This is a genomic window from Rhizobium indicum (genome assembly GCF_005862305.2).
GTDB classification, from domain to species: domain Bacteria; phylum Pseudomonadota; class Alphaproteobacteria; order Rhizobiales; family Rhizobiaceae; genus Rhizobium; species Rhizobium indicum.
This window is the reverse complement of the sequence record NZ_CP054021.1, coordinates 1,708,080-1,733,178: the sequence shown is the minus strand read 5'-3', so window position 1 is coordinate 1,733,178 and position 25,099 is coordinate 1,708,080. Positions and strand designations below refer to the sequence as shown.

At 61.7% G+C, this 25,099-nt stretch carries 23 protein-coding genes; 15 read left to right on the top strand and 8 right to left on the bottom strand.

Going from position 1 to position 25,099, the window contains the following annotated elements:
* Nucleotides 1-84 precede the first annotated feature (84 nt).
* The 6 genes from FFM53_RS08665 to lpxK all read left to right on the top strand — a co-directional run bounded on the left by FFM53_RS08665 (nt 85) and on the right by lpxK (nt 6,104).
* Nucleotides 85-1,431 carry a TldD/PmbA family protein gene (locus tag FFM53_RS08665; protein ID WP_138328902.1) on the top strand — a complete coding sequence of 449 codons (1,347 nt, stop codon included), beginning with the start codon at nt 85-87 and terminating at the stop codon, nt 1,429-1,431.
* 180 nt (nt 1,432-1,611) lie between these two features.
* A complete protein-coding gene (locus tag FFM53_RS08660; protein WP_138328901.1) occupies nt 1,612-2,421 on the top strand; it encodes a 3'(2'),5'-bisphosphate nucleotidase CysQ in 810 nt (269 codons plus the stop codon).
* A gap of 61 nt (nt 2,422-2,482) precedes the next feature.
* A complete protein-coding gene (locus FFM53_RS08655; protein ID WP_017993077.1) occupies nt 2,483-2,728 on the top strand; it encodes a DUF4170 domain-containing protein in 246 nt (81 codons plus the stop codon).
* 173 nt (nt 2,729-2,901) lie between these two features.
* On the top strand, nt 2,902-4,221 hold the full coding sequence (gene waaA / locus FFM53_RS08650) for a lipid IV(A) 3-deoxy-D-manno-octulosonic acid transferase (protein WP_003556858.1): 1,320 nt from the start codon (nt 2,902-2,904) through the stop codon (nt 4,219-4,221).
* A gap of 9 nt (nt 4,222-4,230) precedes the next feature.
* The gene (locus FFM53_RS08645) at nt 4,231-4,953 is read left to right on the top strand and encodes an HAD family hydrolase (RefSeq protein WP_138328900.1); all 723 of its coding nucleotides are present in this window, start codon (nt 4,231-4,233) and stop codon (nt 4,951-4,953) included.
* A gap of 77 nt (nt 4,954-5,030) precedes the next feature.
* Nucleotides 5,031-6,104 (top strand): tetraacyldisaccharide 4'-kinase, encoded by a 1,074-nt coding sequence (gene lpxK / locus FFM53_RS08640; RefSeq protein WP_138390678.1) that lies wholly within the window; start codon nt 5,031-5,033, stop codon nt 6,102-6,104.
* Nucleotides 6,105-6,259: 155 nt separating this feature from the next.
* Here lpxK and FFM53_RS08635 read toward each other — a convergent pair whose 3' ends face one another.
* Complete coding sequence (locus FFM53_RS08635) at nt 6,260-7,144, bottom strand: GntR family transcriptional regulator (protein WP_138328898.1); 885 nt, start codon at nt 7,142-7,144, stop codon at nt 6,260-6,262.
* A 99-nt stretch (nt 7,145-7,243) separates the two neighbouring features.
* Between FFM53_RS08635 and FFM53_RS08630 the strand changes: the two genes are divergently transcribed.
* The 3 genes from FFM53_RS08630 (at nt 7,244) to FFM53_RS08620 (ending at nt 10,058) form a co-directional block, all read left to right on the top strand.
* Nucleotides 7,244-8,302 (top strand): ABC transporter permease, encoded by a 1,059-nt coding sequence (locus FFM53_RS08630; protein WP_173883564.1) that lies wholly within the window; start codon nt 7,244-7,246, stop codon nt 8,300-8,302.
* On the top strand, nt 8,299-9,063 hold the full coding sequence (locus FFM53_RS08625) for an ATP-binding cassette domain-containing protein (RefSeq protein WP_138390676.1): 765 nt from the start codon (nt 8,299-8,301) through the stop codon (nt 9,061-9,063). The genes FFM53_RS08630 and FFM53_RS08625 overlap by 4 nt, the downstream gene beginning before the upstream one ends.
* A 77-nt stretch (nt 9,064-9,140) precedes the next feature.
* Entirely contained in the window at nt 9,141-10,058 is a 918-nt protein-coding gene (locus FFM53_RS08620; RefSeq protein ID WP_138328895.1) for a sugar ABC transporter substrate-binding protein, read from the top strand.
* Nucleotides 10,059-10,280: 222 nt separating this feature from the next.
* Here the strand turns inward: FFM53_RS08620 and FFM53_RS08615 are convergent, their stop codons facing one another.
* Together FFM53_RS08615 and mutL are read right to left on the bottom strand one after the other, a co-directional pair.
* Nucleotides 10,281-10,511 (bottom strand): DUF2093 domain-containing protein, encoded by a 231-nt coding sequence (locus FFM53_RS08615; RefSeq protein ID WP_003545832.1) that lies wholly within the window; start codon nt 10,509-10,511, stop codon nt 10,281-10,283.
* Between the two features lie 159 nt (nt 10,512-10,670).
* On the bottom strand, nt 10,671-12,473 hold the full coding sequence (gene mutL / locus FFM53_RS08610) for a DNA mismatch repair endonuclease MutL (RefSeq protein ID WP_138390675.1): 1,803 nt from the start codon (nt 12,471-12,473) through the stop codon (nt 10,671-10,673).
* 183 nt (nt 12,474-12,656) lie between these two features.
* Here mutL and FFM53_RS08605 point away from each other — a divergent pair, with 183 nt between their 5' ends.
* Both FFM53_RS08605 and FFM53_RS08600 read left to right on the top strand, forming a co-directional pair.
* Nucleotides 12,657-14,378, top strand: a complete 1,722-nt coding sequence (locus FFM53_RS08605) for a response regulator (protein WP_138390674.1) — start codon at nt 12,657-12,659, stop codon at nt 14,376-14,378.
* A gap of 154 nt (nt 14,379-14,532) precedes the next feature.
* The gene (locus tag FFM53_RS08600; RefSeq protein ID WP_138328892.1) at nt 14,533-15,897 is read left to right on the top strand and encodes a putative bifunctional diguanylate cyclase/phosphodiesterase; all 1,365 of its coding nucleotides are present in this window, start codon (nt 14,533-14,535) and stop codon (nt 15,895-15,897) included.
* 71 nt (nt 15,898-15,968) lie between these two features.
* On the opposite strand, the gene FFM53_RS08595 is transcribed toward FFM53_RS08600, so the two are convergent.
* From FFM53_RS08595 to FFM53_RS08575, 5 genes are all read right to left on the bottom strand, one after another.
* Entirely contained in the window at nt 15,969-16,574 is a 606-nt protein-coding gene (locus FFM53_RS08595; protein WP_138328891.1) for a PRC-barrel domain-containing protein, read from the bottom strand.
* A gap of 228 nt (nt 16,575-16,802) precedes the next feature.
* Entirely contained in the window at nt 16,803-17,690 is an 888-nt protein-coding gene (locus tag FFM53_RS08590; protein WP_138328890.1) for an SMP-30/gluconolactonase/LRE family protein, read from the bottom strand.
* Entirely contained in the window at nt 17,687-18,328 is a 642-nt protein-coding gene (locus tag FFM53_RS08585) for a 2-dehydro-3-deoxy-6-phosphogalactonate aldolase (protein ID WP_138390673.1), read from the bottom strand. Before FFM53_RS08585 ends, FFM53_RS08590 begins: the two co-directional genes overlap by 4 nt.
* Before the next feature lie 13 nt (nt 18,329-18,341).
* Nucleotides 18,342-19,259 (bottom strand): 2-dehydro-3-deoxygalactonokinase, encoded by a 918-nt coding sequence (locus FFM53_RS08580; protein WP_138390672.1) that lies wholly within the window; start codon nt 19,257-19,259, stop codon nt 18,342-18,344.
* Nucleotides 19,259-20,023: an SDR family NAD(P)-dependent oxidoreductase gene (locus FFM53_RS08575; RefSeq protein ID WP_425504956.1), complete on the bottom strand. Its 765-nt coding sequence runs from the start codon at nt 20,021-20,023 to the stop codon at nt 19,259-19,261. Before FFM53_RS08575 ends, FFM53_RS08580 begins: the two co-directional genes overlap by 1 nt.
* Nucleotides 20,024-20,128: 105 nt before the next feature.
* Here FFM53_RS08575 and FFM53_RS08570 point away from each other — a divergent pair, with 105 nt between their 5' ends.
* The 4 genes from FFM53_RS08570 (at nt 20,129) to FFM53_RS08555 (ending at nt 25,098) form a co-directional block, all read left to right on the top strand.
* A complete protein-coding gene (locus FFM53_RS08570; protein WP_138390671.1) occupies nt 20,129-20,926 on the top strand; it encodes an IclR family transcriptional regulator in 798 nt (265 codons plus the stop codon).
* Nucleotides 20,927-21,179: 253 nt separating this feature from the next.
* On the top strand, nt 21,180-21,914 hold the full coding sequence (locus FFM53_RS08565; protein WP_138390670.1) for a helix-turn-helix transcriptional regulator: 735 nt from the start codon (nt 21,180-21,182) through the stop codon (nt 21,912-21,914).
* A 532-nt stretch (nt 21,915-22,446) separates the two neighbouring features.
* A complete protein-coding gene (locus FFM53_RS08560) occupies nt 22,447-23,616 on the top strand; it encodes an Mrp/NBP35 family ATP-binding protein (RefSeq protein ID WP_138390669.1) in 1,170 nt (389 codons plus the stop codon).
* Between the two features lie 504 nt (nt 23,617-24,120).
* Nucleotides 24,121-25,098, top strand: coding sequence for a CorA family divalent cation transporter (locus FFM53_RS08555; RefSeq protein ID WP_138390668.1), 978 nt, complete (start codon nt 24,121-24,123; stop codon nt 25,096-25,098).
* Nucleotide 25,099 lies beyond the last annotated feature (1 nt).

The following is a 25,099-nucleotide window of genomic DNA, read 5'->3' as shown; positions in this document are numbered from 1 at the left end:
GCAACCCCGACAAAGAATCGGTGACGGCGGCCTTGATGCTTGGGAGAGTGCACAATAAATGGAAGCCGAAGGAAAGGCCAAATCATGTCCTCTGAAATTGATTCCTCGACACTTCTTTCCCGCGCAAGTCAATTGATCGATCTGGCAAGGAAGGCAGGGGCCGATGCCGCCGACGCCGTCGTCGTCCGGTCGCGCTCGCAATCGGTGAGCGTCCGCCTCGGCAAGGTCGAGGGCACGGAATCCTCCGAAAGCGACGATTTTTCCCTGCGTGTCTTCATCGGCAAGCGTGTCGCCAGCGTTTCGGCCAATCCGGGCTTCGATCTTCAGGCGCTGGCCGAACGCGCCGTCGCCATGGCCAAGGTTTCCCCGGAAGACCCCTTCGCCTGCCTGGCGGATGAGGCGAGCCTTTCGAGATCCTATCCCGACCTGCAATTGCTCGATACCACCGAGGTCTCCTCCGAGATGCTGCGCGAGGCGGGTCTTGCTGCTGAAGCAGCCGCGCTTGCGGTCAAGGGTGTCACCAATTCCTCCGGCGCCGGCGCTTCCGCAGGCATGGGCGGCCTCGTTCTTGCCACCTCGCACGGGTTCGAAGGCAGTTACATGGCGTCGCGTTTCGGTCATTCCGTCAGCGTCATCGCGGGCGAAGGCACCGGCATGGAGCGCGATTATGATTATGACAGCCGTCTCTATTACGCCGAGCTCGACGATCCCGCTGAAATCGGCCGTCGCGCCGGCGAACGGGTAATCAAGCGCGTCAATCCGCGCCAGGTGCCGACCGGCAAGGACATCACTGTCATCTTCGACCCGCGTGTCGCCCGCGGCTTTGTCGGCCATATCGCCGGTGCGATCAATGGTGCTTCCGTCGCCCGCAAGTCCAGCTTCCTGCGCGACAAGATGGGTCAGCAGGTATTGAAGTCGGGCCTGTCGATCACCGACGATCCGCTGATCGTGCGTGGCCCTTCCTCGCGGCCCTTCGACGGCGAGGGCGTGTCCGGCGAGCGCCTGGTGATGATCGAGGATGGTATCTTGAAGCACTGGTTCCTCTCGACTTCGACCGCGCGCGAGTTGGGTCTGGAGACCAACGGCCGCGGCGTGCGTGGCGGCACCGCCGTTTCGCCTTCTTCCACCAACCTTGCGCTGGAACCCGGCGACATCTCGCCGGAGGATCTGATCCGCAGCGTCGGCAACGGTTTTTATGTGACCGAATTGATCGGCCACGGCGTCAACATGATCACCGGCGAATACAGCCGCGGCGCCACCGGCTTCTGGATCGAGAACGGGGAGCTCACCTTCCCGGTCTCCGAGGTGACGATCGCCTCGAACCTCAAGGAGATGTTCATGCGCCTGACGCTGGCAAACGACATCGACCGCAAATTCGGCGTTGCGGCCCCCACGTTTGCCATCGAGGGCATGACGCTTGCCGGGCGCTAAAGCATGTCGCGCAAAAGTGTGCAGCGGTTTTGCGATAACGACATGCGGAAAATCAAAGACCTAAAGCGCGTCGCGAATCTGAAAGATCGCGACGCGCTTGAGAGCATGATGCCGAAAAGTGTGAGCGGTTTTCGGGCGACATCATGCTCTGACTATTCAATTGAGAGATGGATTGATCTGATGAGCGACATGGAGAAAGCCCGGTGGCAGAGCGATCTCACGCTGATCGTCGATGCTGCGAAAGAGGCGGGCGCCGTCGCTTTCGGCTTCTTCAACCAGTCGCCTGAGGTCTGGTGGAAGAACGAGGACCGTTCGCCCGTCAGCGCCGCCGATTTCGCCGCCAACAAGACGCTCGAGACCATCCTGCGCAAGGCCCGGCCGGATTATGGCTGGCTGTCGGAAGAAACCGACGACGATGCCGACCGCCTTTCACGCGAGACGCTGTTCATCATCGATCCGATCGACGGCACGCGCGCCTTCCTCGGCGGGCAGAAGGTCTGGTGCGTGAGCGTCGCGGTGGTTCATCGCGGCCGGCCGGTCGCCGGCGTGCTCTATGCCCCGGCGCTCGAGGAGCTCTATGAGGCTGTCGAGGGCGGCGTGGCGCTGAAGAACGGCGTCCCCTTCACCGTTTCGGCCGCCGGACCGGAAGAGATGAGCCGCCTTGCGATCGGCGAAGACCTGCTGAAGACCTTTCCGACGGAATTCCGCGATCGGGTGACGCGCGAGAAATACATTCCCTCGCTGGCCTATCGCATCGCCATGGTGGCGGACGGTCGTCTCGAAGGCACCTTCGTCAAAGGCAATTCACATGATTGGGATCTTGCGGCTGCCGATCTGATCCTCGTCTGTGCCGGCGGCGGCCTCGTCGACATCGAAGGCCGGCCGATCGTCTACAATCGCGCTGAGGTCACCCACAAGGTCCTTTGCGCAGCGCCAACGCCCCGCCTTGGCGAATTCCTCGCGGCCTTTGCGGGGCGACGAGACAGTTGACGTTTCCGTCAAAATCCCGCAGATGGGTGGCGGAGGAGAATAGGCAGAAAGAGAAGAAAAAATGACTGACTCCGGTGACAAGAAGCAGCTTCTGCATCTCGTTTTTGGCGGCGAACTGGAAAGCCTCGATGACGTCCAGTTCCGTGACCTGCAGGGTCTCGATATCGTCGGCATTTTCCCGGATTATGCCGCGGCGCTGACGGCCTGGAAGGCGAAGGCGCAGCAGACGGTCGACAATGCGCATATGCGCTACTTCATCGTCCACATGCATCGTTTGCTCGATCCGCAGGAAAAGCCCAAGGGCTGAGCTTAGCAAGTGCCGCCGGCCGGCCCCTCCTCGAGCGGGGCGTTGGTGCATCGGGCGCGCCCGTCGATCCGGATTGTTGGACGCATTCTGAACAAATTAATCGGCCATTGCGGCCGCAACGATAATTAGGGAATGGGTTTGATGTCGATCGGTTTTGATCGGAGGCTGGCGCGATGAGTTCCCGGATGGCGCGGTTCGGTCTGAACGCATACCGTCTGGCGGGAACCGTGGCCTCTCCTGTCGTCGGCCTCTATATCACCTACCGCACGGCCAAGGGCAAGGAAGATAGGGCCCGCCGCCTGGAGCGCTTCGGCTATCCGAGCGCCAACCGGCCGCAGGGCCCGCTCATCTGGTTCCATGCCGCAAGCGTCGGTGAAACCAACGCCGTCATCCCGCTGATCCGCGAAATCCGCCGCCGCGACATCCATGTCATCCTGACGACCGGCACCATCACGTCGGCCAAGCTCGCCGCCGAGCGCCTCGGCCAGGAAGCGATCCATCAATATGTGCCGCTCGACCTGAAGCCCTCCGTCAGCCGCTTCCTCGATTATTGGCAGCCCGATTGCGCCATCATCGCCGAATCCGAGATCTGGCCGGCAACGGTGCTGGAGCTCGGCCGCCGCCGCATTCCGCAGATCCTGATCAATGCCCGCATGTCGGACCGCTCCTTTGCCCGCTGGCGTCGCCGCCCGGCGATCGCCGAAGCCTTGTTCGAGAATCTCGCCCTCGTCATCGCCCAGTCGGATGTCGATGCCGAACGCTTCCGCGATCTCGGCGCCGTCCCCGTCATCACCTCGGGCAATCTGAAGGTCGATACCGACGCACCGCCCTATGACAGCGCTGTCTTCGCCCGCTACAAGAAGCAGATCGGCGAGCGCAAGACCTGGGCGGCAATCTCGACCTTCGACGGCGAGGAGAACGCCGCCGCCATCGTTCACCGGGCGCTCAGGGAGCGCGACCGCCAGTTGACGATCATCGTGCCGCGCCATCCCGAGCGCAGCGACGAGATCGAGGCGGCCCTGGTCAAGCAGGGGCTGAAGGTCGCCCGCCGCACCCGCGACGATGTCTTGTCCGCCGATGTCGATATCTTCCTTGGCGACACGATCGGCGAAATGGGTCTCTATTTGAGACTGACGGAAATCGCCTTCGTCGGCCGCTCGCTCTTTGCCGAAGGCGGCCAGAACCCGCTGGAGCCCGCCATGCTTGGCTGCGCCATTCTCTCCGGCGGCCATGTGCAGAATTTCCGCGATGCCTATCAGAAGCTTGCCCGCAGCGGCAGCGCCCGCATGGTGCGCGATACCGAAATGCTGGCCAAGGGCGTGCATTATCTGCTGATCAACGACGACGCCCGCCGCAATATGATCGAGGCCGGCATCACCGCCGTGCACGAAATGCGCGGCGCGCTGACAGCGACAGTGAAGGGCCTGGAACCCTATATCAATCCGCTGACGGTGAAGGCGCGGCTGCTGCCCAAGGCCGTGGCCCAGGTCTGAGGAGCGAAGATGTCGGTAGCGTCCCCTATCAAAGGCATCCTCTTCGACAAGGACGGCACGCTGCTCGACTATGACGAGAGCTGGCTGCCGGTCAATCGCGAGCTTGCCCGCATCGCAGCCCAGGGGGATCAGCTTCTCGCCAACCGGCTGCTTTCGGCCTGCGGCATGGATCCGGTGACCGGCCATATCGTTCCCGACAGCCTGCTTGCCGCCGGCAATACCCGCCAGATCGCTGAGGGTCTGGTTGCCGCGGGTTCGATGGTCGATGTCGGCGAGCTGACGGTCCGCCTCGACGAACTCTTTTCCAGCGCCGCCGAATTTTCCGTGCCGGTGACCGACCTCGCCGGCTTCTTCGAGCGGCTGCATCGGCGCGGCTTCAAGCTCGGCGTCGCCTCCAGCGACAATGAGCGGTCGATCCGCCAGACGGCGGAACGCTTCGGTTTTGCCCGCTATATCGATTACATCGCCGGCTATGACAGCGGTTTCGGCGTCAAGCCGGAGCCGGGCATGGTGCTCGGCTTCTGCGCTGCGACCGGTCTTTCGCCTGAAGAGGTAGCCATGGTCGGCGACAACAACCACGATCTGCACATGGGTCTGAATGCCGGCACCGGCCTGAGGATCGCGGTGCTGACCGGCACCGGTTCGCGGGAGACGCTTGCCGCCGCGGCCGACCACGTGCTCGACGATATCACTGCCATCGAGACGCTGCTGCCGGACCTGCAGCCCGCCTAATCCGTAAGGGCTTGCATTTTCATCGATTTTGGCTTCTCAATCCGGCCAGTCGAGGGGCAGGGGAGCGGGACGGCAAGATGATATCTGAAGCGCCACCGTTCTGGTGGAGGAAAGCCGATTGGCGGGCCTGGCTGCTGCTGCCGCTTTCTTTTCTCTATGGCCGTATCGCCGGCCACCGCATGGCCCATGCACGCCGCGCTTCCGTTCCCATCCCGGTTATCTGCGTCGGCAATTTCACCGTCGGCGGCGCCGGCAAGACGCCGACGGCGCTGACGATTGCCCGCGCCGCCAAGGCGAAGGGGCTGAAGCCCGGCTTTCTCAGCAGGGGTTACGGCGGCTCGCTCGATGTGACCACCGTCGTCGAACCCGATCATCACCGCGCGATTGCCGTCGGCGACGAGCCCTTGCTGCTTGCCCGGGAAGCGCTGACGGTGATTTCCCGCCGGCGCGTCGAAGGGGCTCAGCGCCTGGTGGCGGAGGGCGCCGATCTCATCATCATGGATGACGGTTTCCAGAGTGCCCGGCTGGCGATCGACTATGCCCTGCTCGTCATCGACGCGACGCGCGGCCTCGGCAACGGCCATATCGTTCCGGGTGGCCCGGTCCGCGCGCCGATCCGCCAGCAGCTGCGTTCTGCGACCGCTTTGCTGAAGGTCGGTGGCGGCAACGCCGCCGACAGGATCGTTCGCATGGCGGCGCGCGCGGCAAAGCCCTATTTCACCGCATCGCTGAAAGTTCGCGGCGACAATACGCTGGCCGGCACGAAGGTGCTCGCCTTTGCCGGCATTGCCGATCCCGCCAAATTCTTCCGCACGGTTGAATCGCGCGGCGCCGAGATCGTGGTCGCCAAGAGCTTCGGTGATCACGAGCACCTGACCGAGGAGGAGATCGACGACATCCTGACGACCGCTGAACGTCAAGGTCTCCTGATCGTCACCACCTCCAAGGATTTCGTCCGCCTTTCCGGCCATCACGGCAAGGCGGCGCGGCTCGTCGAAAAGAGCCGGGTGATCGAGGTCGACATGGTCTTTGAGGATCACCTCGCCCCCAGCCTCATCATCGACCGGGCGATCGCCGCCTGCCGCGAGCGGCGCCTGCGGGAGATGAAGGCCGGGGGTAAAGCAATTCCGGGAAAGGCTGAACCGCTCTAAAGCATGTCGCGCAAAAGTGTGCAGCGGTTTTGCGACAACGACATGCGTAAAAACAAAGACCTAAAGCGCGACAAGCGAATCTGAAAGATCGCGACGCGCTTTAGCGGGCTGCTGCAAAACGTCTCGTCCTGCGCACATCTGTACAGGCAACGCGATCACGCGATCGAGCGAAGCAAAGTCTCGCGGGCGGAAGTCAGATGCAACCGACATGCGCGATCGATCGAAGCGATATTACGGCTTTCCAGGGCTTCGATCAGCGCGAGATGCTCTCTGATGGCGACCTCGTTCCGCGCGCGTTCATCACGCTTGTTCCATTGATAGTGATAGTGGAAGACCATGGTTATCACGTCTTGGAAGCTTTCGATAAAGCGGTTTGGCGCGACTGCCGTAATCAGCCGGTGGAACCGGCTGTCCAGCTCCGAGAAATCCTGAAACCGGGCGTCGATATCCGCGAGCAGTTCCAAATGTGCCGCCCGCATAGCTTGGATCTGCTTCCAGACGGGCGAGCCGTCGGGCAGGGCAGCGAACAGCCGTGCGGAGCGCATTTCGAACATCTCTCTGATCTCGAACAGTTCGAGCGCGAAACTGGCTGTGAACCCCTTAAAAACCCAGCCGGCATTCTGACGCTTCTCGATCAGCCCATATTTCTGAAATCGATTGAGAAACTCCCGGACGATCGTTGTCGCGACGCCGAATTTCCGGGCTAATTCCGCCTCATTGATTTCTGTGCCCGGACAGGCATCGCCGCGCAGCATCCATTCCATGAAGCTCGTCTCGACCTGTTCCGAAATTGCCAAGGTCTCTTCCTTCGGATAGCGCTCTATCTGCCGCGGCTGCTCACCTATGATCCGCCTGTGCGCTTCAGATATGATGATCCCACGGGCGGACATCCCCGCCAGCACCTTCCGCACCGTCGTTCTGCTCACGCCGAGCTGGGCGCGCAGGACGTTTTCGGACGGCAATTCCTCCCCGAGATCGAGCGTCCGAATGATATCGATCATATCGTTGAATGCCCGTTTGAAGGTCGTATCAGTTCTCATGATTCAACTCCCGGTATAATTAACTATCCATAAAAAACAAGTTGACGTACGTGTATCATATGTTTCTTATGTATAAAAAACGGGGGAGGCTAGGGGAATTTGGAAGACTCCGGGATTCTGCCTCAGAATTCGTCGCGGCCTGGCGGTTCGCAGGATGCAACCTTCCATCCGAGACAATCTGGCATCACATTGGGGCTGAGGCTATTGAGCCTGGGCCCACTATTGATCCTCATTATGCTCATCGCCGTCGTCAGTTTGATCACGCCGGCTTTCCTAAAGCCCATGAACCTCGGGAACATCCTTGCGCAGACGGCAGTGATTGCCGTTGTCGCAATGGGGCAGCAGCTCGTTATCCTGACGCGCGGGATTGATTTGTCTGTCGGCTCGAATCTTGCGCTCGCGACAGTCATTGGCGGGCTCGTCTACCAGCAGGTTGATTCCTCGATCGTCGTCATTGTGGCCATGCTGCTTGCAGGTGCGGCTGTCGGTGCGGTCAACGGTGTGGTCTTTGTCTATGGTCGGCTGCCGCACCCTTTCATTATTACACTCGCTAGCTTGAGTATCTGCCGCGGCCTGGCACTTGCATTGGCGCCCGGCCACACAACCATGCGCGGGATGCCCGATGCAGTGACTGCGATCGGTGGCGGTACGACGCTTGGTGTGCCCAATTCCTTCTTTGTCGTTGCGATGTTCGGGTTTCTTTTTCTGATCCTGACGAAGTCGATGGTCTGTGGCCGATGGATCTATGCGGTCGGCGGCGCGCCGAATGCCGCCAGAAGCATGGGTATACCGGTAAAGGGTGTTCTGCTCGCAACCTACATTATTTGCGGCTTTTGTGCAGGTGTCGGCGCGGTGCTGCTCGCGGGACGGACCGCCGCCGCCTCGCCAATCTACGGCAATCTTTTGGAACTCGACACGATTGCTGCGGTGATTATCGGTGGCGCCAGCTTCCTTGGCGGACGAGGCCACCTCGGCCACGCCCTGATCGGCGCCGTGCTGATCGGCGTCATCCGCAACGCCCTTAACCTTCTCGGCGTCGACGTGTTCTTTCAAATGATCGCGATTGGGCTCGTCATCGTCATCGCCGTAGAGGCTGATGTGCTTCGCAATCATCTCGAGGCGCGCGCACGCGTGCTTCAATCGGCGAGCGTACAATGAACCAGGCATCCACCACACCGGCACTTTCGGTTCGAAACGCGCAGAAGCGCTTTGGCGCCATCCATGCCCTGAAAAATGTAAGCTTCGATGCCTACTCCGGTGAGGTAACCGCTCTCTTGGGTGACAACGGCGCCGGCAAGTCGACGCTTGTCAAATGCATCAGCGGGCTTCATCGTCTCGACGAAGGAGAGATCCTCGTGGATGGTGCGCCCGTATCGCTCCATTCAACGGCCGCCGCCCGCCGCGCCGGTATTGAAACCGTCTATCAGGATCTGGCGCTTTTCGACAACCTGACCCCCGTCCAGAATTTCTATTGCGGACGAGAAATCTCTTTCCCCTCCTGGCTGCCGCTTCCGCTCCGCTTCCTCAACACGGGCTTGATGAAACGTGAGGCGGCGAGTGTCATCGATCGCCTGAAGGTTAAGCTGCCGAGATTCGACGCGCCGGTCGCGCTGATGTCTGGGGGACAGCGACAGGCGATCGCGGTCGCGCGCGCCATTGTTTTTGCGCGCAAGCTGGTGATCCTTGACGAACCAACGGCCGCCCTCGGCCTTCGCGAGTCTCGCCAGGTTCTTGACCTTATCAATCAGCTCAAAGCCGACGGCAATGCCGTGATCATCATCACGCACAATATGGAACATGTCGTCGAAATCGCCGATCGGGCGGTTGTGCTGCGGCAGGGTCGCAAGGTGGGTGAACTGAAGCCGACGCAAGCCAACAAGCCGGACCTTGTCGCGATGATTGTCGGCGCCGAGGCTTAAGGGAGATCGCTGCTTCGTTGGGGCAGCGGACAACGAGATCGCTCTAGAGGAGGGCGGTCGAAACATGGGAGGTAAACATGAAACCGCAATCCCTGCTGGGAGCTCTTGCGCTCCTGGCCGTCGCTGTAGTCCCGTCCTTGGCGCAGGAGCCGGTGAAGCTCGGCTTTATAACCAAATTCCCGGTGCCGTTCTTCGCTACAATGGAGAACGCCGCCAAAGACTATGCAAAGAGAAATCCCGGCGTCGAGATCATCTACGGGCAGGGTACGTCGGCAACCGACATCGAGGGCCAGATTGCACAGATCGAGTCGATGGTGACACGAGGCGTGCAGGGCATTGCCCTGACGCCCGTCGATCCCACCGTGTCCACTGCCCTGGACAAGGCGGTGGCGGCCGGCATCAAGGTCGTGCTGATGGATAACAATATTCCGGATTGGAACGGCAGGACGGCGCTTGCCACGACCAACAACTTCGCCGCCGGCAAAATCGCCGGCGAATATCTCAAAACTGTTCTTAAAGCCGGCGACACGCTCGGAATTCTTGAGGGTGTGCCCGGTGTGCCGGCGCTTGATGACCGTGTGACGGGCATGCTTGAAGGGCTGAAGGGACTTGATGTCGAGATCGTCGGGAAAGGCGCAACAAACTGCACCGAGGAACTCGGGATCAGTGTCGCCGAGGATTTACTGACGAAGAACCCGGACCTCAAGGCCATTTATGCCGCTTGCGGCCCGCCCGCTGCTGGCGCGGCGCGCGCCATCAAGAATGCCGGCACTGCCAATGACAAGATTGTGCTGGTCGGTTTCGACTTCTGCTGCGGCGAAGAGGAAGCGCTGAAGAGTGGGGTCGAGGATGCGTCGGTGGCACAGTTCCCCACCAAGATGGCTGAACTCGGTGTGGATGCGTTGGTAAAATCGATTCGCGGAGAGAAGGTTGAGTCTTTGATTGACTCAGGCGCTGCGCTCGTGACGCCTGAGAATATGGCGAAATTCAAGTGAACGGTTGCCCTCCGCCGACCGCATAGGCGGCGGAGGCAAACCTCACCCGGCTGTCGGGTATCGTCGAGCCCTGTGGCCCGGAGCCACGCCGGCCAGTCGATGCGAGGTTGTCCTGGACGAGCCTATGGTATTTCAAGTCGTCGGGTGACCGAATGGATATTTTCCGTGCAGCAGCTCCGGGCTGCAGACCACAGCCAGAACCTCCGACGCGGATCGCAATATCTAGCGCCGCTGGTTCGGCAGCACGCCGGCGCGTTTGTCGGCATCGATGGCCGAGATCACGTCGGCATAGGGCTCCTGCCGGGCGACGCTCCAGTAGCGCAATTCGTCGAGCGGGATCTGTTTGCCCGTCATCGCACAAACGACATAGGAGCCGGGCGAGAGAATCTGGAAATCGCCATCGAGATACCGGATCTTCGCCTCGCGGTTTCCGTGCCCTTCGAACAAATTCATGCGCTCCGTTCCCTGCAGTCTATGTCGCGCAAAAGTGTGCCGCGGTTTTGCGATCACGACATGCGGACACCAAACACCTAAAGCGTGGTAAGCGGATCTGAAAGATCGCGACACGCTTTAGTCTGCCATACTCCCGCAAGGCTTGCTTTTCCAGCTTTTTTAGCTTCTGCCGAAAAGCCGTTCGATATCGCTGAGCTTCAATTCGATATAGGTCGGCCGGCCGTGATTGCACTGGCCGGAGCCGGGCGTCACTTCCATTTCTCTCAGCAGCGCGTTCATTTCCTCCGGCCGCAGCCGCCGTCCGGAGCGCACCGACCCGTGGCAGGCCATGGTCGCCGCCACATATTCGAGCTTGGCCGACAGGCCCGATGCCGTGTCCCATTCGGCGATCTCGTCGGCCAGCTGGCGGATCAGCCCATGCGCATCGACCTCGCCGAGCATCGCCGGCGTCTCGCGCACGGCGATTGCGCCTGGGCCAAAACGCTCGATCGAAAGGCCGAGTTCGGAAAGCTCGGCTGCGTGCTGCATCAGCCGATCGCAGTCCTCTTCCGGAATATCGATGATCTCGGGGATGAGCAGCACCTGCGAGGCCAGCCGCTTTGAATGCAGCGCCTTGCGCATCGCCTCGAAGACCAGCCGCTCGTGTGCTGCATGCTGGTCGACGATGACGAGCCCGTCCTCGGTCTGGGCGACGATGTAGTTTGCGTGGATCTGCGCCCGCGCCGCGCCGAGCGGATACCTCGCGGTTGGTTCGGGGGCTGCCGGCTGCGGCGAAAACTGCGGCTCGGCCCGCGCCGTCGGCATCGAAAGTCCGTCAAAGGACGCCTGTGGCCGTTCGCCGAAACTCGCTGCCGGCTGATAGGGCCGGGAGGGCGAGGTCTCGGCCGACCATGCCGTTTGCGGCCGCTGAGCGTACGGCTGGAAGCCGGGGCGGAAGGAGCGCAGCATGTCGCTGGCACCCGTCGTTGCCGCTCGGCTGCCGTCGCGCGCCAAGGCCTCGCGGATGGCGCCGACGATCAAGCCGCGCACCAGGCCGGGGTCGCGGAATCGCACGTCGGATTTTGCCGGATGCACGTTGACGTCGACGAGAGCGGGATCGAGCGTGATCGATAGCACCGCCACCGGATAGCGTCCGGATGGGATCGTCTCGGCATAGGCGCCGCGGATCGCCGAGAGGATCAGCTTGTCCTGCACCGGCCGGCCATTGACGAAGGCGTATTGATGGGCGGAGTTGCCGCGATTGAAGGTCGGCACGCCGGCAAAGCCGGTAAGTGCGATCTCTTCGCGCATGGCGTCAAGCGCAATGGCGTTGTCGCGGAATTCCTTGCCGAGCACCTGCGCCATACGGGCCAGATGGTCGTCGCCGGTCGCCGGGAATTCCAGTGTCGCGCGGTCCGAGCCCGACAGCACGAAGCGCACCGCCGGAAAGGCGATCGCCATGCGCTTGACGATCTCGGTGATGGCGCCGGCCTCGGCCTTTTCCGTCTTCAGGAATTTGAGCCGGGCGGGTGTGGCGAAGAACAGGTCGCGCACTTCGACGATCGTCCCGGGATTGGCGGCGGCCGGGCGCAGATGCGCGATCTTGCCGCCGGCAACGGCGATCTCGTGGCCGCCTGCGCTGTCGCGCCTGCGGCTTGCGATGCTGAGCCTCGCGACCGAGCCGATCGAGGGCAGAGCCTCGCCGCGGAAGCCGAGCGTGCGGATATCCTCGAGCGTCTCCGAGATCTTCGAGGTGCAGTGGCGCCTGACCGCCAGTTCCAGATCGACCGCGTCCATGCCCGAGCCGTTGTCGCTGACGCGCAGCAGCGCCTTGCCGCCGCCTGACGTGGCGATTTCGATGCGCGTCGCGCCCGCGTCGAGCGCGTTTTCGATCAGTTCCTTGGCAGCGCTCGCCGGCCGTTCGATGACTTCGCCGGCGGCGATCTGGTTGATGAGCGTTTCGGAAAGCTGTCTGATGGCCATGGGCTATTTTCGGGGATTCGCGGGCCGGAGGGAAGGGGTTTCGACAGGCTTTCCGGAAACGTGATCCGGGGCTCCCCCAAAATTGGGAATAGGTAATGTTAAGCCGGTTTTAACATAAAAATGGCATTTCTAATCACATACCTCCGGAAGCTGCGAAATCGAACAGATGTGGGACGCAATAGCATGAGTGCCGGCTTCGAAAAGGCGGACACATCATCAGAAATCGATGGGTCTCCCGCCGAGGCCGATCTGCAGACGGCGCTTTTCGATGTGGTGTGCGACAGCCTTTCGGCAGCTTTCATCATCTACGACAAAAACGATCATCTGATCTTCGCAAGCCGCCAGATACTCGAATTCTTTCCGCTGCCTGCCGAGATGCTGAAGCCGGGCACCCGGCTTCGCGATTTCCTCGGCGCAATGTACGACACCGGCATTCGCCAGCAGTATGATGTCAGGCAGGGTGGCTCGTTGAGCCGCGAGGACTGGCTGTCGCAGAAAATCGCCTCGCATTGGCGCGAGCGCTTCGATGCCGTCGAGCGCCACGGCGCCGACCGCTGGGTCCGCTTCGTCAAGCGCAGGCTGCCGGGTGGTTACGGCGTCAGCATCATCTCCGACATTTCCGAGAACAAGAAGCGTGAAGAGCAATGGCGCTCGGATCTGGAGCGGGTGCAGCTCACCGAGGATATTCTCGACAATCTGCCGTTCCCGCTGTTCGTCAAGGACCGCAACCTCACCTATGTCGCGGTGAACCTTGCCTTCTGCGAGAAATATCAGACGAGCGCCGACGAGGTGCTCGGGCGCAAGAGCGGCGATCTTTTTTCAGAAGAGATCGCCAAGCGCTTCGAAGAAAGCGACCGCCATGTGCTGGAGACCGGCGAGATGTCCGTCTCCCGCCAGCGGCAGATCTCCCGCGACGGCATCGAGCGCGATATCGTCAGCCGCAAGCACCGCATCGGCAAGCCTGGCCGCTATTTCCTGGTGTCGACCATGCAGGATCTGCCGCGCGACGGCGCCGATCTCGACGAGTTCGGCCAAGCGTCCGCGATCACCGCCTCCAGCAATCAAAGCTATCGCCGGGCCTATGTGCCGGTACCAAGCGGCATCGCACGGCGCGAACCGGCGGCGATGGAAGCGATCGTTCCGGAGAATTTCTCCGGCCGCAAGGTCCTCGTCGTCACGGCAGACCTCGCCGCCGAGACCGCCGCGCTGCGGACGCTGACGAAATACGGCTTCGAATCCTGCTCGGTCCGGGGCGAGGATGAAGAGGAGCGGTTCCTCGAAATCGCCACTTCCTCCGGCATCTCGCTTGATCTTCTGATCATCGACAACCAGATGGGCATGCGCTGCCTCGAGCTTGCCGAGCAATACGGCATCCCGGCGCTCGTCATGGACGGTTTCCAGATCGCCAACGAGCTCACCTTCCAGATCGCCCGCCATTTCAATCGCAACAGCCGCAGCGCCGCCGGTTCGGATGCGGATTGGGAAATCAGCATTTCCGACGATCCGGTCGGCCTACAGGTTCTCGTCGCCGAAGACAATGATATCAACCAGATCGTCTTTTCACAGATCCTCGAAGGCCTCGGCTATCGCCACATGCTTGCGGCGACCGGCGACGAGGCCGTGCGCCTATGGGCCGAGCACCGGCCGCAGATCGTGCTGATGGATATTTCCCTGCCGGGTTTCAACGGCTTCGAGGCCGCGCGCCTCATCCGGCAGATGGAGGAAACCGGCGGTGGCAACCGCACCCCGATCATCGGCGTGCTCACCCAGGCCTTCGAGCGTGACCGCGCCGAATGCGTCAAATCAGGCATGGACGACGTCATCATGAAACCCGTCAGCCCTGATATGCTTGAGACTATATTTCAGAAATATCTAATGAATGAGGCCATGCGGGCCCGAAGCTGAAGCATGTCGCGCAAAAGTGTGTGGACGCCAAAATACCCGTCAACTCCCTAGATTTTGGGGAGGTTCAAGCGCCTATGCCGCTGATTTACTATCGAATTGTTAAGACCTGCCGGTCATTCTTCTGCATGGCTCCGGAGGAAAGCTCGGGTTTTGGATGATGAAATCGGCGGACATAGCTTTCTTGACCGTCGGTCAGAATGAGCTTCAGGCGATGGCCTATACCGATCCGCTGACCGGATTGGGCAACCGCAATCGCATGCGGGACAAGGTCTTGCAGATCTCCGCTGAGCGCGCCAACGATCCGGCCCCCTTCACCATCGGCATCGTCAACCTCGACAGTTTCAAGCCGATCAACGATCTGTTCGGCTCGACAGCCGGCGATGAAATCCTCTGCCAGGTCGCCCATCGTCTCAGGGCCTGCATTCCGGATGGCGCGCTGGTCACCCGCCACGATGGCGACGAATTCGCCTTCGTGCTGCCGTTGATCTTCGAGCGGGCGAGTGCTGAGAAATTCGGCCAGATGATCCGCGAGGTGCTGTCGGCGCCTTATGACCTCGGTGACCGCAACGTCCGCCTCTCCGCCTCACTCGGCTTTTCCATCTATCCCTTCGCCGGAGAGGATTGCGAGGAACTGCTGAAGAGCGCCGAGACCGCCCTCTACCGTTCCAAGCGCCGCGGCCGCGGCCAGATCACCGTCTATTCGCGCGAGATCGCCCAGGAAATGAAGCGTGCGACGCAGCTGGAGCAGGCGCTCAGAAATGCCATCATCTCCGACGCGATCGATGTGCATTTCCAACCGATCGTCTCGCTGTCCAACAATCAGGTCGTCGGCTTCGAAGCGCTTGCCCGCTGGAACGATCCCGATCTCGGCTTTGTGTCCCCCGGTGTCTTCGTGCCGCTCGCCGAGGAGCGCGGCTTCATCGATGCGCTGTCGGAGGCGTTGCTGCGCAAAGCCGCGGAAGCCGCACTTTCCTGGCCGCGCGAACTCTTTCTGTCGTTCAATCTTTCCTCGGCTCAATTGATGGATCCGGGGACGAGCAGCAGCGTCCTGTCGATCCTCGGTCGCGTCGGCTTCGATCCGCATCGCCTGGAACTGGAGATCACCGAGACCGCGGTGATGAGTTCGGCCGATACCGCTCACCGCATCATCGCCGATCTGCGCGCCGCCGGTGTGCGCATCTCGCTCGACGATTTCGGCACCGGCCAATCGAGCCTTGGGCGCCTGCGCGACTTCATCTTCGACAAGATCAAGATCGACCGCGCCTTCGTCTCGCGCATTAATTCCGATCGCGCCTCCGAACACATCATCAAGGCGATCCTTACCATGTGCGAGGGCTTGGAGCTGGAAGTCGTGGCGGAAGGCATCGAGGATTATGCCGAGGCCGTGAAGTTGCGCACGCTCGGCTGCGGCATGGGCCAGGGCTATCACTTCGGCCGTCCGGCCGACGGTATCGCCACGCTGCGCTTCCTGCACGAAAACTATTACGATCCGACCATGGCGGAGCGGGCCAGCGCATAAAGCGATGGCGCCTCATAAAACGATGGCGCCCCTGGGAGCGCCATCGCCTACGCTATACTACCGCGCACGGATTACTTAGGCGTGGTCGAGCCGGTCGCCGTGGTATCGGTACCGGTCGCAGCCGGAGCCTTTTCGGCCGACTGCATCGCCAGCGTCTTGAACTCAGGTGCGGCCTTCAGCGATTCAGCCGTTTCACTGGTCGTCAGCTTGACGCTGCCGTCCTGGGTGTTCTGCGCGACGGTGATCTTTTCCATCGGCACGGCGACGTTCTTTTCACCGATGCCGAGGAAGCCGCCGACGCCAACGATTGCGGCAACCATGCCGCCATCCTTCTTGAGGATCAGATCGTTGACGCTGCCGATGCTTTCATTGCTGCCGTTATAGACCGATTGGCCGATATAGGTGTTGGCGCTGACCTGGTCCGGAGACTGCTCGGTCAGATAGCCGGCCTGAGCCGTATCTGCCGTCGGTGCTGCGGCCGGAGCCTGTGCGGCATCGCCTGCGGGCTTGGTGACGTCAGGCGTCATCGGCTTCGGTGCTGCCGGATCGGCGGGAGCCGCCTGGGTCGGAGCGGCGGGGTCCGCAGGCTGCGGAGCCGTCTGCGAGAATGCTGCCGGTGCGAAAGCCGTGGCAAACAGGGCGCCAGCGGCAACGGTCGTCAAGAGTTTGCGTGTCATTTCGAACCTACCTTCGTTTTTTCTAGTGGTCGCTGACCCGGCAACACCTGTGTCTCAGGTCTCGTTGCCGCGGCAGTTCGAAGGGAAAATGACTGGTGGAGTGATTGGTTCCGGTTGAAAACACGGAAAATTTCTCGATTTTCACGGAACATTTATCGATGAGTGGCCACCAAAACAAGAAAAAGCGCCCCGGTGGGGAGCGCTCTGATCACCGATGGCCAGCAAAAATCAGATCACATAGACGGGATCGAACACGCCTTTGACGTCGATGCCGAGTTCCAGAAGCGCGCCGGCACTGGGCTGCGCCGACCGCGCATCCTCGTCGAGCCCTTCCCAGGCGGTCGTCACTGCGAGCCGGTCGGCATTGACGCCGATGAAGGCAGGGCAGGACGGCTGGACGGCAGGAACCATATAGCGCGAGATGCGCAGGCCGTCCGGACTGTAGCGATCGACGACGCCGGCGCCCCAGCGCGCATTCCACAGATAGCCGTCGGCATCGACCACCGAGCCGTCGATGCTGCCCGGGTCGTCCATGCTGTCGACGAGCACGATCGGCTCGCCCGAGGGCAGGCCGGTCAACGGATCGACCATGACGCGCATCAGCCGGTTGATGCGGGAATCCGTATAATAGCCGACCGTGCCGTCAGGCGAGAAGCAGATCGAATTCGGGATGCTGATGCCGTTGAAGATCTTCGTCACCTTGCCGCTGGCGACATGGTAGATGGCGCCGGCCTGGTTTTCCGCCCGCTTGCTCATCGTGCCGATCCAGAGCGCACCCGAAGGATGCGTGCGGCCGTCGTTCGAACGGTTTTCGGGCCTGTCGTTTTCGAGCGCGGCGTAGAAGGTGAGGTTGCCGCTCGCCACATCGCGCACGAAAAGCCCTTCTTCCGTCGCGATCAGCTGCCGCCCGGCGTCGATGCGGGCAAGCACGCTCGCCATCACAGGCAGCGGATGCACCTTTTTCGCGCCCGTCGAAAGATGGAGCTCGTGCAATTCCTTGCCGAGGATGTTGAACCACCAGACGGTATTGCTGTCCGGATCATAGGTCGGGCCTTCACCGAGAACGGAATTGGTATTGCAAAGTGTTTTGCCCTCGAACTCATAAATATCGGTCATACGTTCACGCTCCCAATGGCTGCATCATAGGCGTAAATGGTCGCCTTGGCGCGCTCGGCAACCTCTGACGCGGTCATTCCTGGCTTGTAGATGCTGGTGCCGAGGCCGAAGGCGAAGATGCCGGCCTTGGTGTAATCGCCGAAGTTCTTGTCCGAGACACCGCCGACGGCGGCAATCGTGAGCTCAGGCGGCAGGATTGCCCGGATCGCCGTGATGCCGGGAGGGCCGAGCACGCTGGCCGGAAAGAATTTGAGACCGGTGGCCCCGGCCCGCGCCGCCGCCAGCGCCTCGGTCGGCGTAAAGACGCCCGGCATCGTCACCATGCCGTATTCGCGCGCCCGGATGATCACCTCCGGCTCGACATTCGGGGTAACGAGCAGCTTGCCGCCGGCCGCATGCAGGCTGTCGACCGCCTCGACGCTCAGCACTGTGCCGGCGCCGATCAGCACTTCGGCCGGCGCCATCTTTGCGGCGATCTCGATGGATTTGAACGGTTCCGGCGAGTTGAGCGGGATCTCGATCGCCGTCAGGCCATTTTCGATCAAAGCGCCGACGACGCTTTCGGTCTCGTCGGGCCGGATGCCGCGAAGGATGGCGATCAGCGGGCGCTTCATGTCGGGGAAGGGGATACGGTTCATCGTGTCAGCTTTCTCAATTCGGCCAGATGGCTTCGGCGGCAGCCGAAAGCCCGCGCCGCACGGCGGCGTCGGCGTCGATGGCGGTGAAGGCAAGGGAGAGGGTTCTGAAGGCCTGTTCGTAGAGCGCCTGCAGGCGCCCGGAGGCGACGAGGGTGATGGTGGTGCCGTTTGCCGCATCCTGCAGCGCCCCGGCGATTTCGAGGCCGATCAGCGTACCGGAAAGCCGGGCTTGCGCGGCAGCGGCAGAAATCCCGTGCAGGAGCTGGCCGGAACGGGCGGCAAAGAGCAGGTTGGAGGCATGGGCCGGGCGTGCGAAAGCGGCCGAGACCGCCGCCTCGAAGGCTACCGCATCCACCGGCTGTTCTTCCGCGCCGGCCACGGCATGCGAAAGGATCGTGTGCTTGCTGATGACGTCGAAAAGCTCGCCGGTCATGAAGGTCGAGAAGCCGGTTACCTTGCTGTCCGTCACATGCACCCATTTTGAATGGGTGCCGGGCATGCAGACAGCCTGCGCGCCCGAGCTCGCGCGGCCGAGCGCGCCGAGAAGCTGGGTTTCCTCGCCGCGCATGACGTCGGGCCTCGCCATGTCCCGCTGGGCAAGGCCCGGCAGAATGCGAATGTCGCGGCTTTCCCCGGGCACGGAGACCGCCCCGGTCAGGATCGAGGCGAGCGGCGCCGGCACGTCGATATAACCGGCCTCGACCCAGCCTTGCCTGGCGCCGGCCATGCCGCAGACGATCACCGGCAGGTTTTCCGGCGCCTCGATGGCGGCGAGATGGCCGGCAAGCACGGCGGAAAAGCCGGTCTTTGCGGCGCTCGTCATGCCTTCGCCGCTGCGGCGCTCGGCAAGGACGGTGCCGTCCCGACCGATCAGCCAGAGCCGGAAGCTGCTGGTGCCCCAGTCCACCGCGACATAAGCGGGATTAGCCATTACAGAACGCCTCCATCGACAATCAGGGACTGGGCGGTCATCGCCGCCGCACAGTCGGATGCAAGAAACAGGCAGGGACCGACGATCGCATCGGGTTTGAGCGCGACCTTCAGGCATTGGTCCTCGACCGAGCGCGCAATGCTCTCCTCGGTGAGCCAGTGCTGCATCTGCCGCTCGGTGACGACCATGCCGGGCAGGATGCAGTTGACCCGGATGTTCTCCGGTCCGAGCCTGCCCGCCAAGCTCTTCGTCAGCCCGACGACCGCAGCCTTGGCTGCCGCATAGGCGGGAAAGCCGCCCATGTTCAGCTTGAAGGCGATTGACGACATATTGATGATCGCCCCGCCGCCGGCCGTCCGCATCGACGGCACGACTGCCTGCGAGGTGAAGAATACATGCCGCAGGTTGACCGCCTGGTTGTTGTCCCAATAGGCCTCGGTCACATCGTCGAATTCATGGCGGTCGTCCCAGGCGGCATTGTTGACCAGCACGCGGATCGGCCCCGAGTTGGCAATGACAATATTGACCGTGCGCCGGATCGCCTCGATGTCGCGCAGATCGGCATGGTAAAAGGAGACCGGATGGGCCGTCTCCCGCGACAGCCTTTCGGCGAGCTCGCGGCCGGCGGCCTCGGCGATATCGATGAACGAGACCTTGGCGCCCTGGCGCGCGAAACCTTCGACGATCGCAGCACCGATGCCCGATCCGCCGCCGGTCACCAGCACGGCTCGGTCTTTGAATTCGGGAAATTGTGCTGCCATCATGGTCACCGTCGCCTCCCGACTTAAATGTTCCATTATTTGGAACTGAATTTGACTATATGGAATTATCCAATTACACTGCCCTTTCTGTCAAGGGCGGACGAGGCGATGAATTCAAACGGCGAAAGCACAGCACAGGCGCGCGAGACCGGCACGCTCGGCAAACTGATGGTTCTGCTCGATCTCGTCACCCATGCGGATGCGCCGCTGCGTTTCACCGATCTCCTGGGCCTTGCCAGCCAGCCGCGCGGCACGCTGCATCGCCAGCTCACCCATCTGGTGGAGGAGGGGCTGCTCGAGCTCGATGGCGACGGCCGTTATGCGCCCGGCCTGCGCCTGCTCGATTTCGCCGCGCGCAGCTGGGCGCGCAACGAGTTCCGCCTGATTGCCGAACCGCACCTCAGAGATCTGCAGCAGGCGACGGGTGAGACGGTGCATCTCGGCGTTCTCAGAGGCCAGTCGATCATCTATCTCGACAAGGTCGAAGGCCGTCAACCGGTGCGCATGTATTCGCAGATCGGCAATGCCTCGCCCTGTTATTGCACCGGCGTCGGCAAGGCCGCCCTTTCGCTGCTGCCGGCCGAAAGCCTCGTCGAACTGCTTGCCGGCCTGATCTTCACCAGCTTTACCGCCTCGACCCATGTCTCTGCCGAAACCCTGCTTGCCGAAATCCGCGAGATTGCCGATCAGGGCTATGCCTTCGACCGCGAAGAGCATGAGGCCGGCATCCGCTGCGTTGCCGCACCCGTCTGGTCGGAGGATCGGACCTTTATGGGTGGCATTTCGATTACCGGTCCGGCCTATCGGTTGTCGATGGAACTTCTGCACCAATGGTCCGTTCCGGTTCAGCTGGCGGCTGGGAGGATTATGGAAGGTATGCGCGTTCGTCTCGGTCCGCGCCGCTGAGGGAAAATTGCAATCGGCCCGCTGCTGGACGCAATCGCAGAGCATGCTTATGATGAGCGCGATATTGAGATTTGCCGACGAATCACCACAACTAGAACGGTCCGCGAAATCTACAACCAGTCACCGGCCGAACGCTCAACGCTGAAGCCGTTTCCAACCAGCGATCGTCGTTCCCCGATGCATTCGAAACCCCCATGGCGGGCAGGTTTCGCAAACGGTTTGCCGGCCGCTGTGCCGAAGATGAAGAAATGTGATGGCACCCTTGTCGCAAACATCCACGGAAGAAGACGATTATGTTCAGGAAATAGCGGGCTTGAAGACCCAGTTCGATATTTTCCGTTTCATGAAACGGGTGACGGAAGCCTATCGCAGCCGTGCCTTCATGGTTCTCAACCTGCCGCCGATCACCTCCTTCGATCTTCAGGGCAGCACCGTCATCACCAGCTGGCCGGCCGAGCTTCTGGCGCTCTACGACCAGGAAGGCCTGATGGTGAACAGCCCGGTCCTCAGGCGGCTGAGAACATCCGCGCGGCCCTTCTTCTACGACATGTCCCGCCAGAACTGGTCGCGGGACGACGGCAAGTCCATTCTCGTCGCCTCCCTGTTCGAACGTTTCAAGATGATGCGCTGCGCCTATTTCCCGACGCATGAGCCCTCCGGCCTGCGCGGCGCCATCTCTTTCGCCGGCGACCGCGAACCCTTCAGCCCGGCTGAGATGCGCGAGCTCTGCTACATCTCCATCCATGTCTTCGACAGGCTTGCCGAGATCCGCAACCTCGATACGCGCATGACGGACACGCTGACCGACCGCGAGATCGATTGCCTCAACTGGACGGCGGCCGGCAAGACCAGTGCCGAAATCGCCGAAATCCTCACCCTGTCCGAGCATACGGTCAATCACTACCTCAACCGTGCCACCAAGAAGCTCGACACGGTCAACCGCACCCAGGCCGTCGCCAAGGCGTTGCGCATCGGCCTGATCAAATAAGTTGCAAAAAACAACCGACTGCTTTCGAAGCCGCCCAGCGCATAGGCAAGTCCTTCCCGTTGGAAGCCTGTCCCGAGCGCTTTTGCGCTGTTTTTCCTAATTTTCCATCTGGCACGCTTTCTGCATCTCTTGTGCGAGAGGTCCAGAGGGGACTTTGAGACCAGCGCCAGGAAATGGCGCGGCCGACACACCGCTGCCCGACGCCGATGCCGCTTTCTCCCGGCTCTTCGGTGTCGGCGGCGGTTGTTGCGTTTTGGCACCGCTTCTTTCCCGGCTGTTCGCGATTTAGTCTTCCCAGTTCACTTTTCGCTGGCCTTTTGCTCGGCTTGCTCTAGTTCGCCCCGGATTGCGCCGGTTCTCGGGGAGACCGTTGCGGCCATCAGGGCGAAAGCCCGGCGGACTTGATGGCCGCAACGGATTGCCAAGTCTCCCCGGCGCTCTTTTGGCGCGCCGGATTTTCCTCCCGTTGATTTTGTTTGGCGAAGGCTTCCGTCTCCACTATTTGTGATCTGCAAGCAGCAGTGAGGGTGGAATGGCCGACGTTACCAAGGAACAGGTTCTCGAAACGCTGAAGACCGTGCGTGGACCCGATCTCGAGCACGATATCGTCGAGCTCGGCATGGTCTCCGACGTCTTCATTTCCGACGGCAAGGTTTATTTCTCCATCACCGTCCCGGCCGATCGCGCCAAGGAGCTGGAGCCGATGCGGCTCGCCGCCGAGCGCGTCATCAAGGAAATGCCGGGCGTCAAGGGTGCCCTCGTCACACTGACCGCCGACAAGAAGGCCGCCGCCGCTCCGGCTGCCCGGCCGAACCCGCCTCACGGCCATGCCGGCCACGATCACCAACATGATCATGCGGGCCATGCCCACGCGCCTCAACAACCGCCGCGCGCCGGCAAGATCGGCGTGCCCGGCATCGGTGCCATCATTGCCGTCGCCTCGGGCAAGGGTGGGGTCGGCAAGTCGACCACCGCCGTCAATCTCGCACTCGGCCTGCTCGCCAACGGTCTTCGTGTCGGCATTCTCGATGCCGATATCTATGGTCCCTCGATGCCGCGGCTGCTGAAGATATCCGGCCGCCCGACGCAGATCGACGGCCGCATCATCAATCCGATGGAGAATTATGGCCTCAAAGTCATGTCGATGGGCTTCCTTGTCGACGAGGAGACGGCGATGATCTGGCGCGGGCCGATGGTCCAGTCGGCGCTGCTGCAGATGTTGCGCGAAGTCGCCTGGGGCGAGCTCGACGTCCTCGTCGTCGACATGCCGCCCGGCACCGGCGACGCGCAGCTGACCATGGCCCAGCAGGTGCCGCTTGCCGGCGCCGTCATCGTCTCCACACCGCAGGATCTCGCTCTGATCGATGCCCGCAAGGGCCTTAACATGTTCCGCAAGGTCGAGGTGCCTGTGCTCGGCATCGTCGAGAATATGAGCTATTTCATCGCCCCGGATACCGGCACCCGCTACGACATCTTCGGCCATGGCGGCGCCCGCAAGGAGGCAGAGCGCATCGGCGTGCCCTTCCTCGGCGAAGTGCCGCTGACGATGAATATTCGCGAAACCTCCGACGCCGGCACGCCGCTTGTCGCCTCCGAGCCGAACGGCGTCGTCGCAGGCATCTATCGCGGCATCGCCACCAAGGTCTGGGAACAGATCGCCGGTCAGTCCCAGCGTCCGGCGCCGACAATCGTCTTCGAATAATGCATGTCGCCCGGAAGTGTGCGCGGTTCCGGGATAAAGGCATGCATAAAACAAAATGCATGTCGCCCGGAAGTGTGCTGCGGTTCCGGGATAACGACATGCATAAAACAAAATGCATGTCGCCCGGAAGTGTGCCGCGGTTCCGGGACAACGGCATGCATGATACAAAGAGCTGAAGCGCATCGTATGGATCACCTGCGATGCGCGGCATTTTAGAGGGCGCCGAATCACCCCGGCGGATACCCCAAATTGTGGGTGAAACGTGGTGAAAAGCCGCGCTTCACGGAAGATGTCTTGATTATTTCACGGCTTTGCTTCATATGCCGCGGCGCCATGATGGCGTTTTGCTGCAGATGCTCAGTGACGGTTGTCTTCGTTTCGAAGAGGCCGGCCCGCCTGCAAGTTCGGAGTTGTCTTGTCGATCGAAGGATTGGGAACTGCGATGCGGTTGAGCACAACGCGCATGCCGGCCTTTAAGGTTGGATGCAGCCGGAGAGACGACCGGTGATCACCGCTTACTGTTCCAATTGCAGGTCGGTCGAGATCCGCGATCTGTCGCATGCCGCGTCCTTTCCCGAGGATGTTGTCTGGATCGACATGATCGAGCCGACCCGCGATGAGGAACTCTATGTCGAGAAGATTCTCGGCATCGAGGTCCCGACCCGCGACGACCTCAAGGATATCGAGCCTTCCGCCCGTCTCTATGTCGAAAACGACGCCGTCTTCATGACCGCCTCGCTGCTCTGGAAGGCTGACACCGACGTACCGACGCTGACAGATGTCGCTTTCATCCTGGCTGGAAATCGCCTGGTCACCATTCGCTACGCCCATCCCAAATCCTTTGCGCTGTTCATCGCCGCCCTCCACCGGCTGCCGGAAAATTGGCGCAGCGGCGCTGCCCTTCTTGCCAAGCTCTTGGAGACGATCGTCGACCGCACCGCCGAGATTCTCGAAATCTCCGTCTCGCGCATCGACATCCTGTCGACGCATGTCTTCGGCGACCGGGCAAGGAAAGTGCGTAAGCCCTCGAACTACCTCGAGGAGAAGTTGCGCGATATTGCCGGCCATCACCGGATGATCAGCAAGGTTCGTGACAGTCTCGGTTCGCTTGCCCGCCTGCTGACGTTCTTTCACACGATCCCGGCGATCCAGCAGGACCGCGAGGCGAAGGAGCTCTGCCGCACCGTTTCCCGCGATATCCAGTCGCTATCGGAGCATGCTTCCTTCGTCGCCGCCAACATCACCTTCCTGCTCGACGCTTCGCTCGGGCTGATCAACATCGAGCAGAACTCGATCATCAAGATTTTCTCGATCGCCTCGGTGGTGTTCTTGCCGCCGACGTTGGTCGCCTCCATCTATGGTATGAACTTTCAGGTCATGCCGGAGCTGACCTGGGCCGCGGGTTATCCCTATTCGCTGGCCCTGATGGCGTTATCCGCCGTCATCCCTTTTTTCTTTTTCCGCTGGAAAGGCTGGCTCTGAG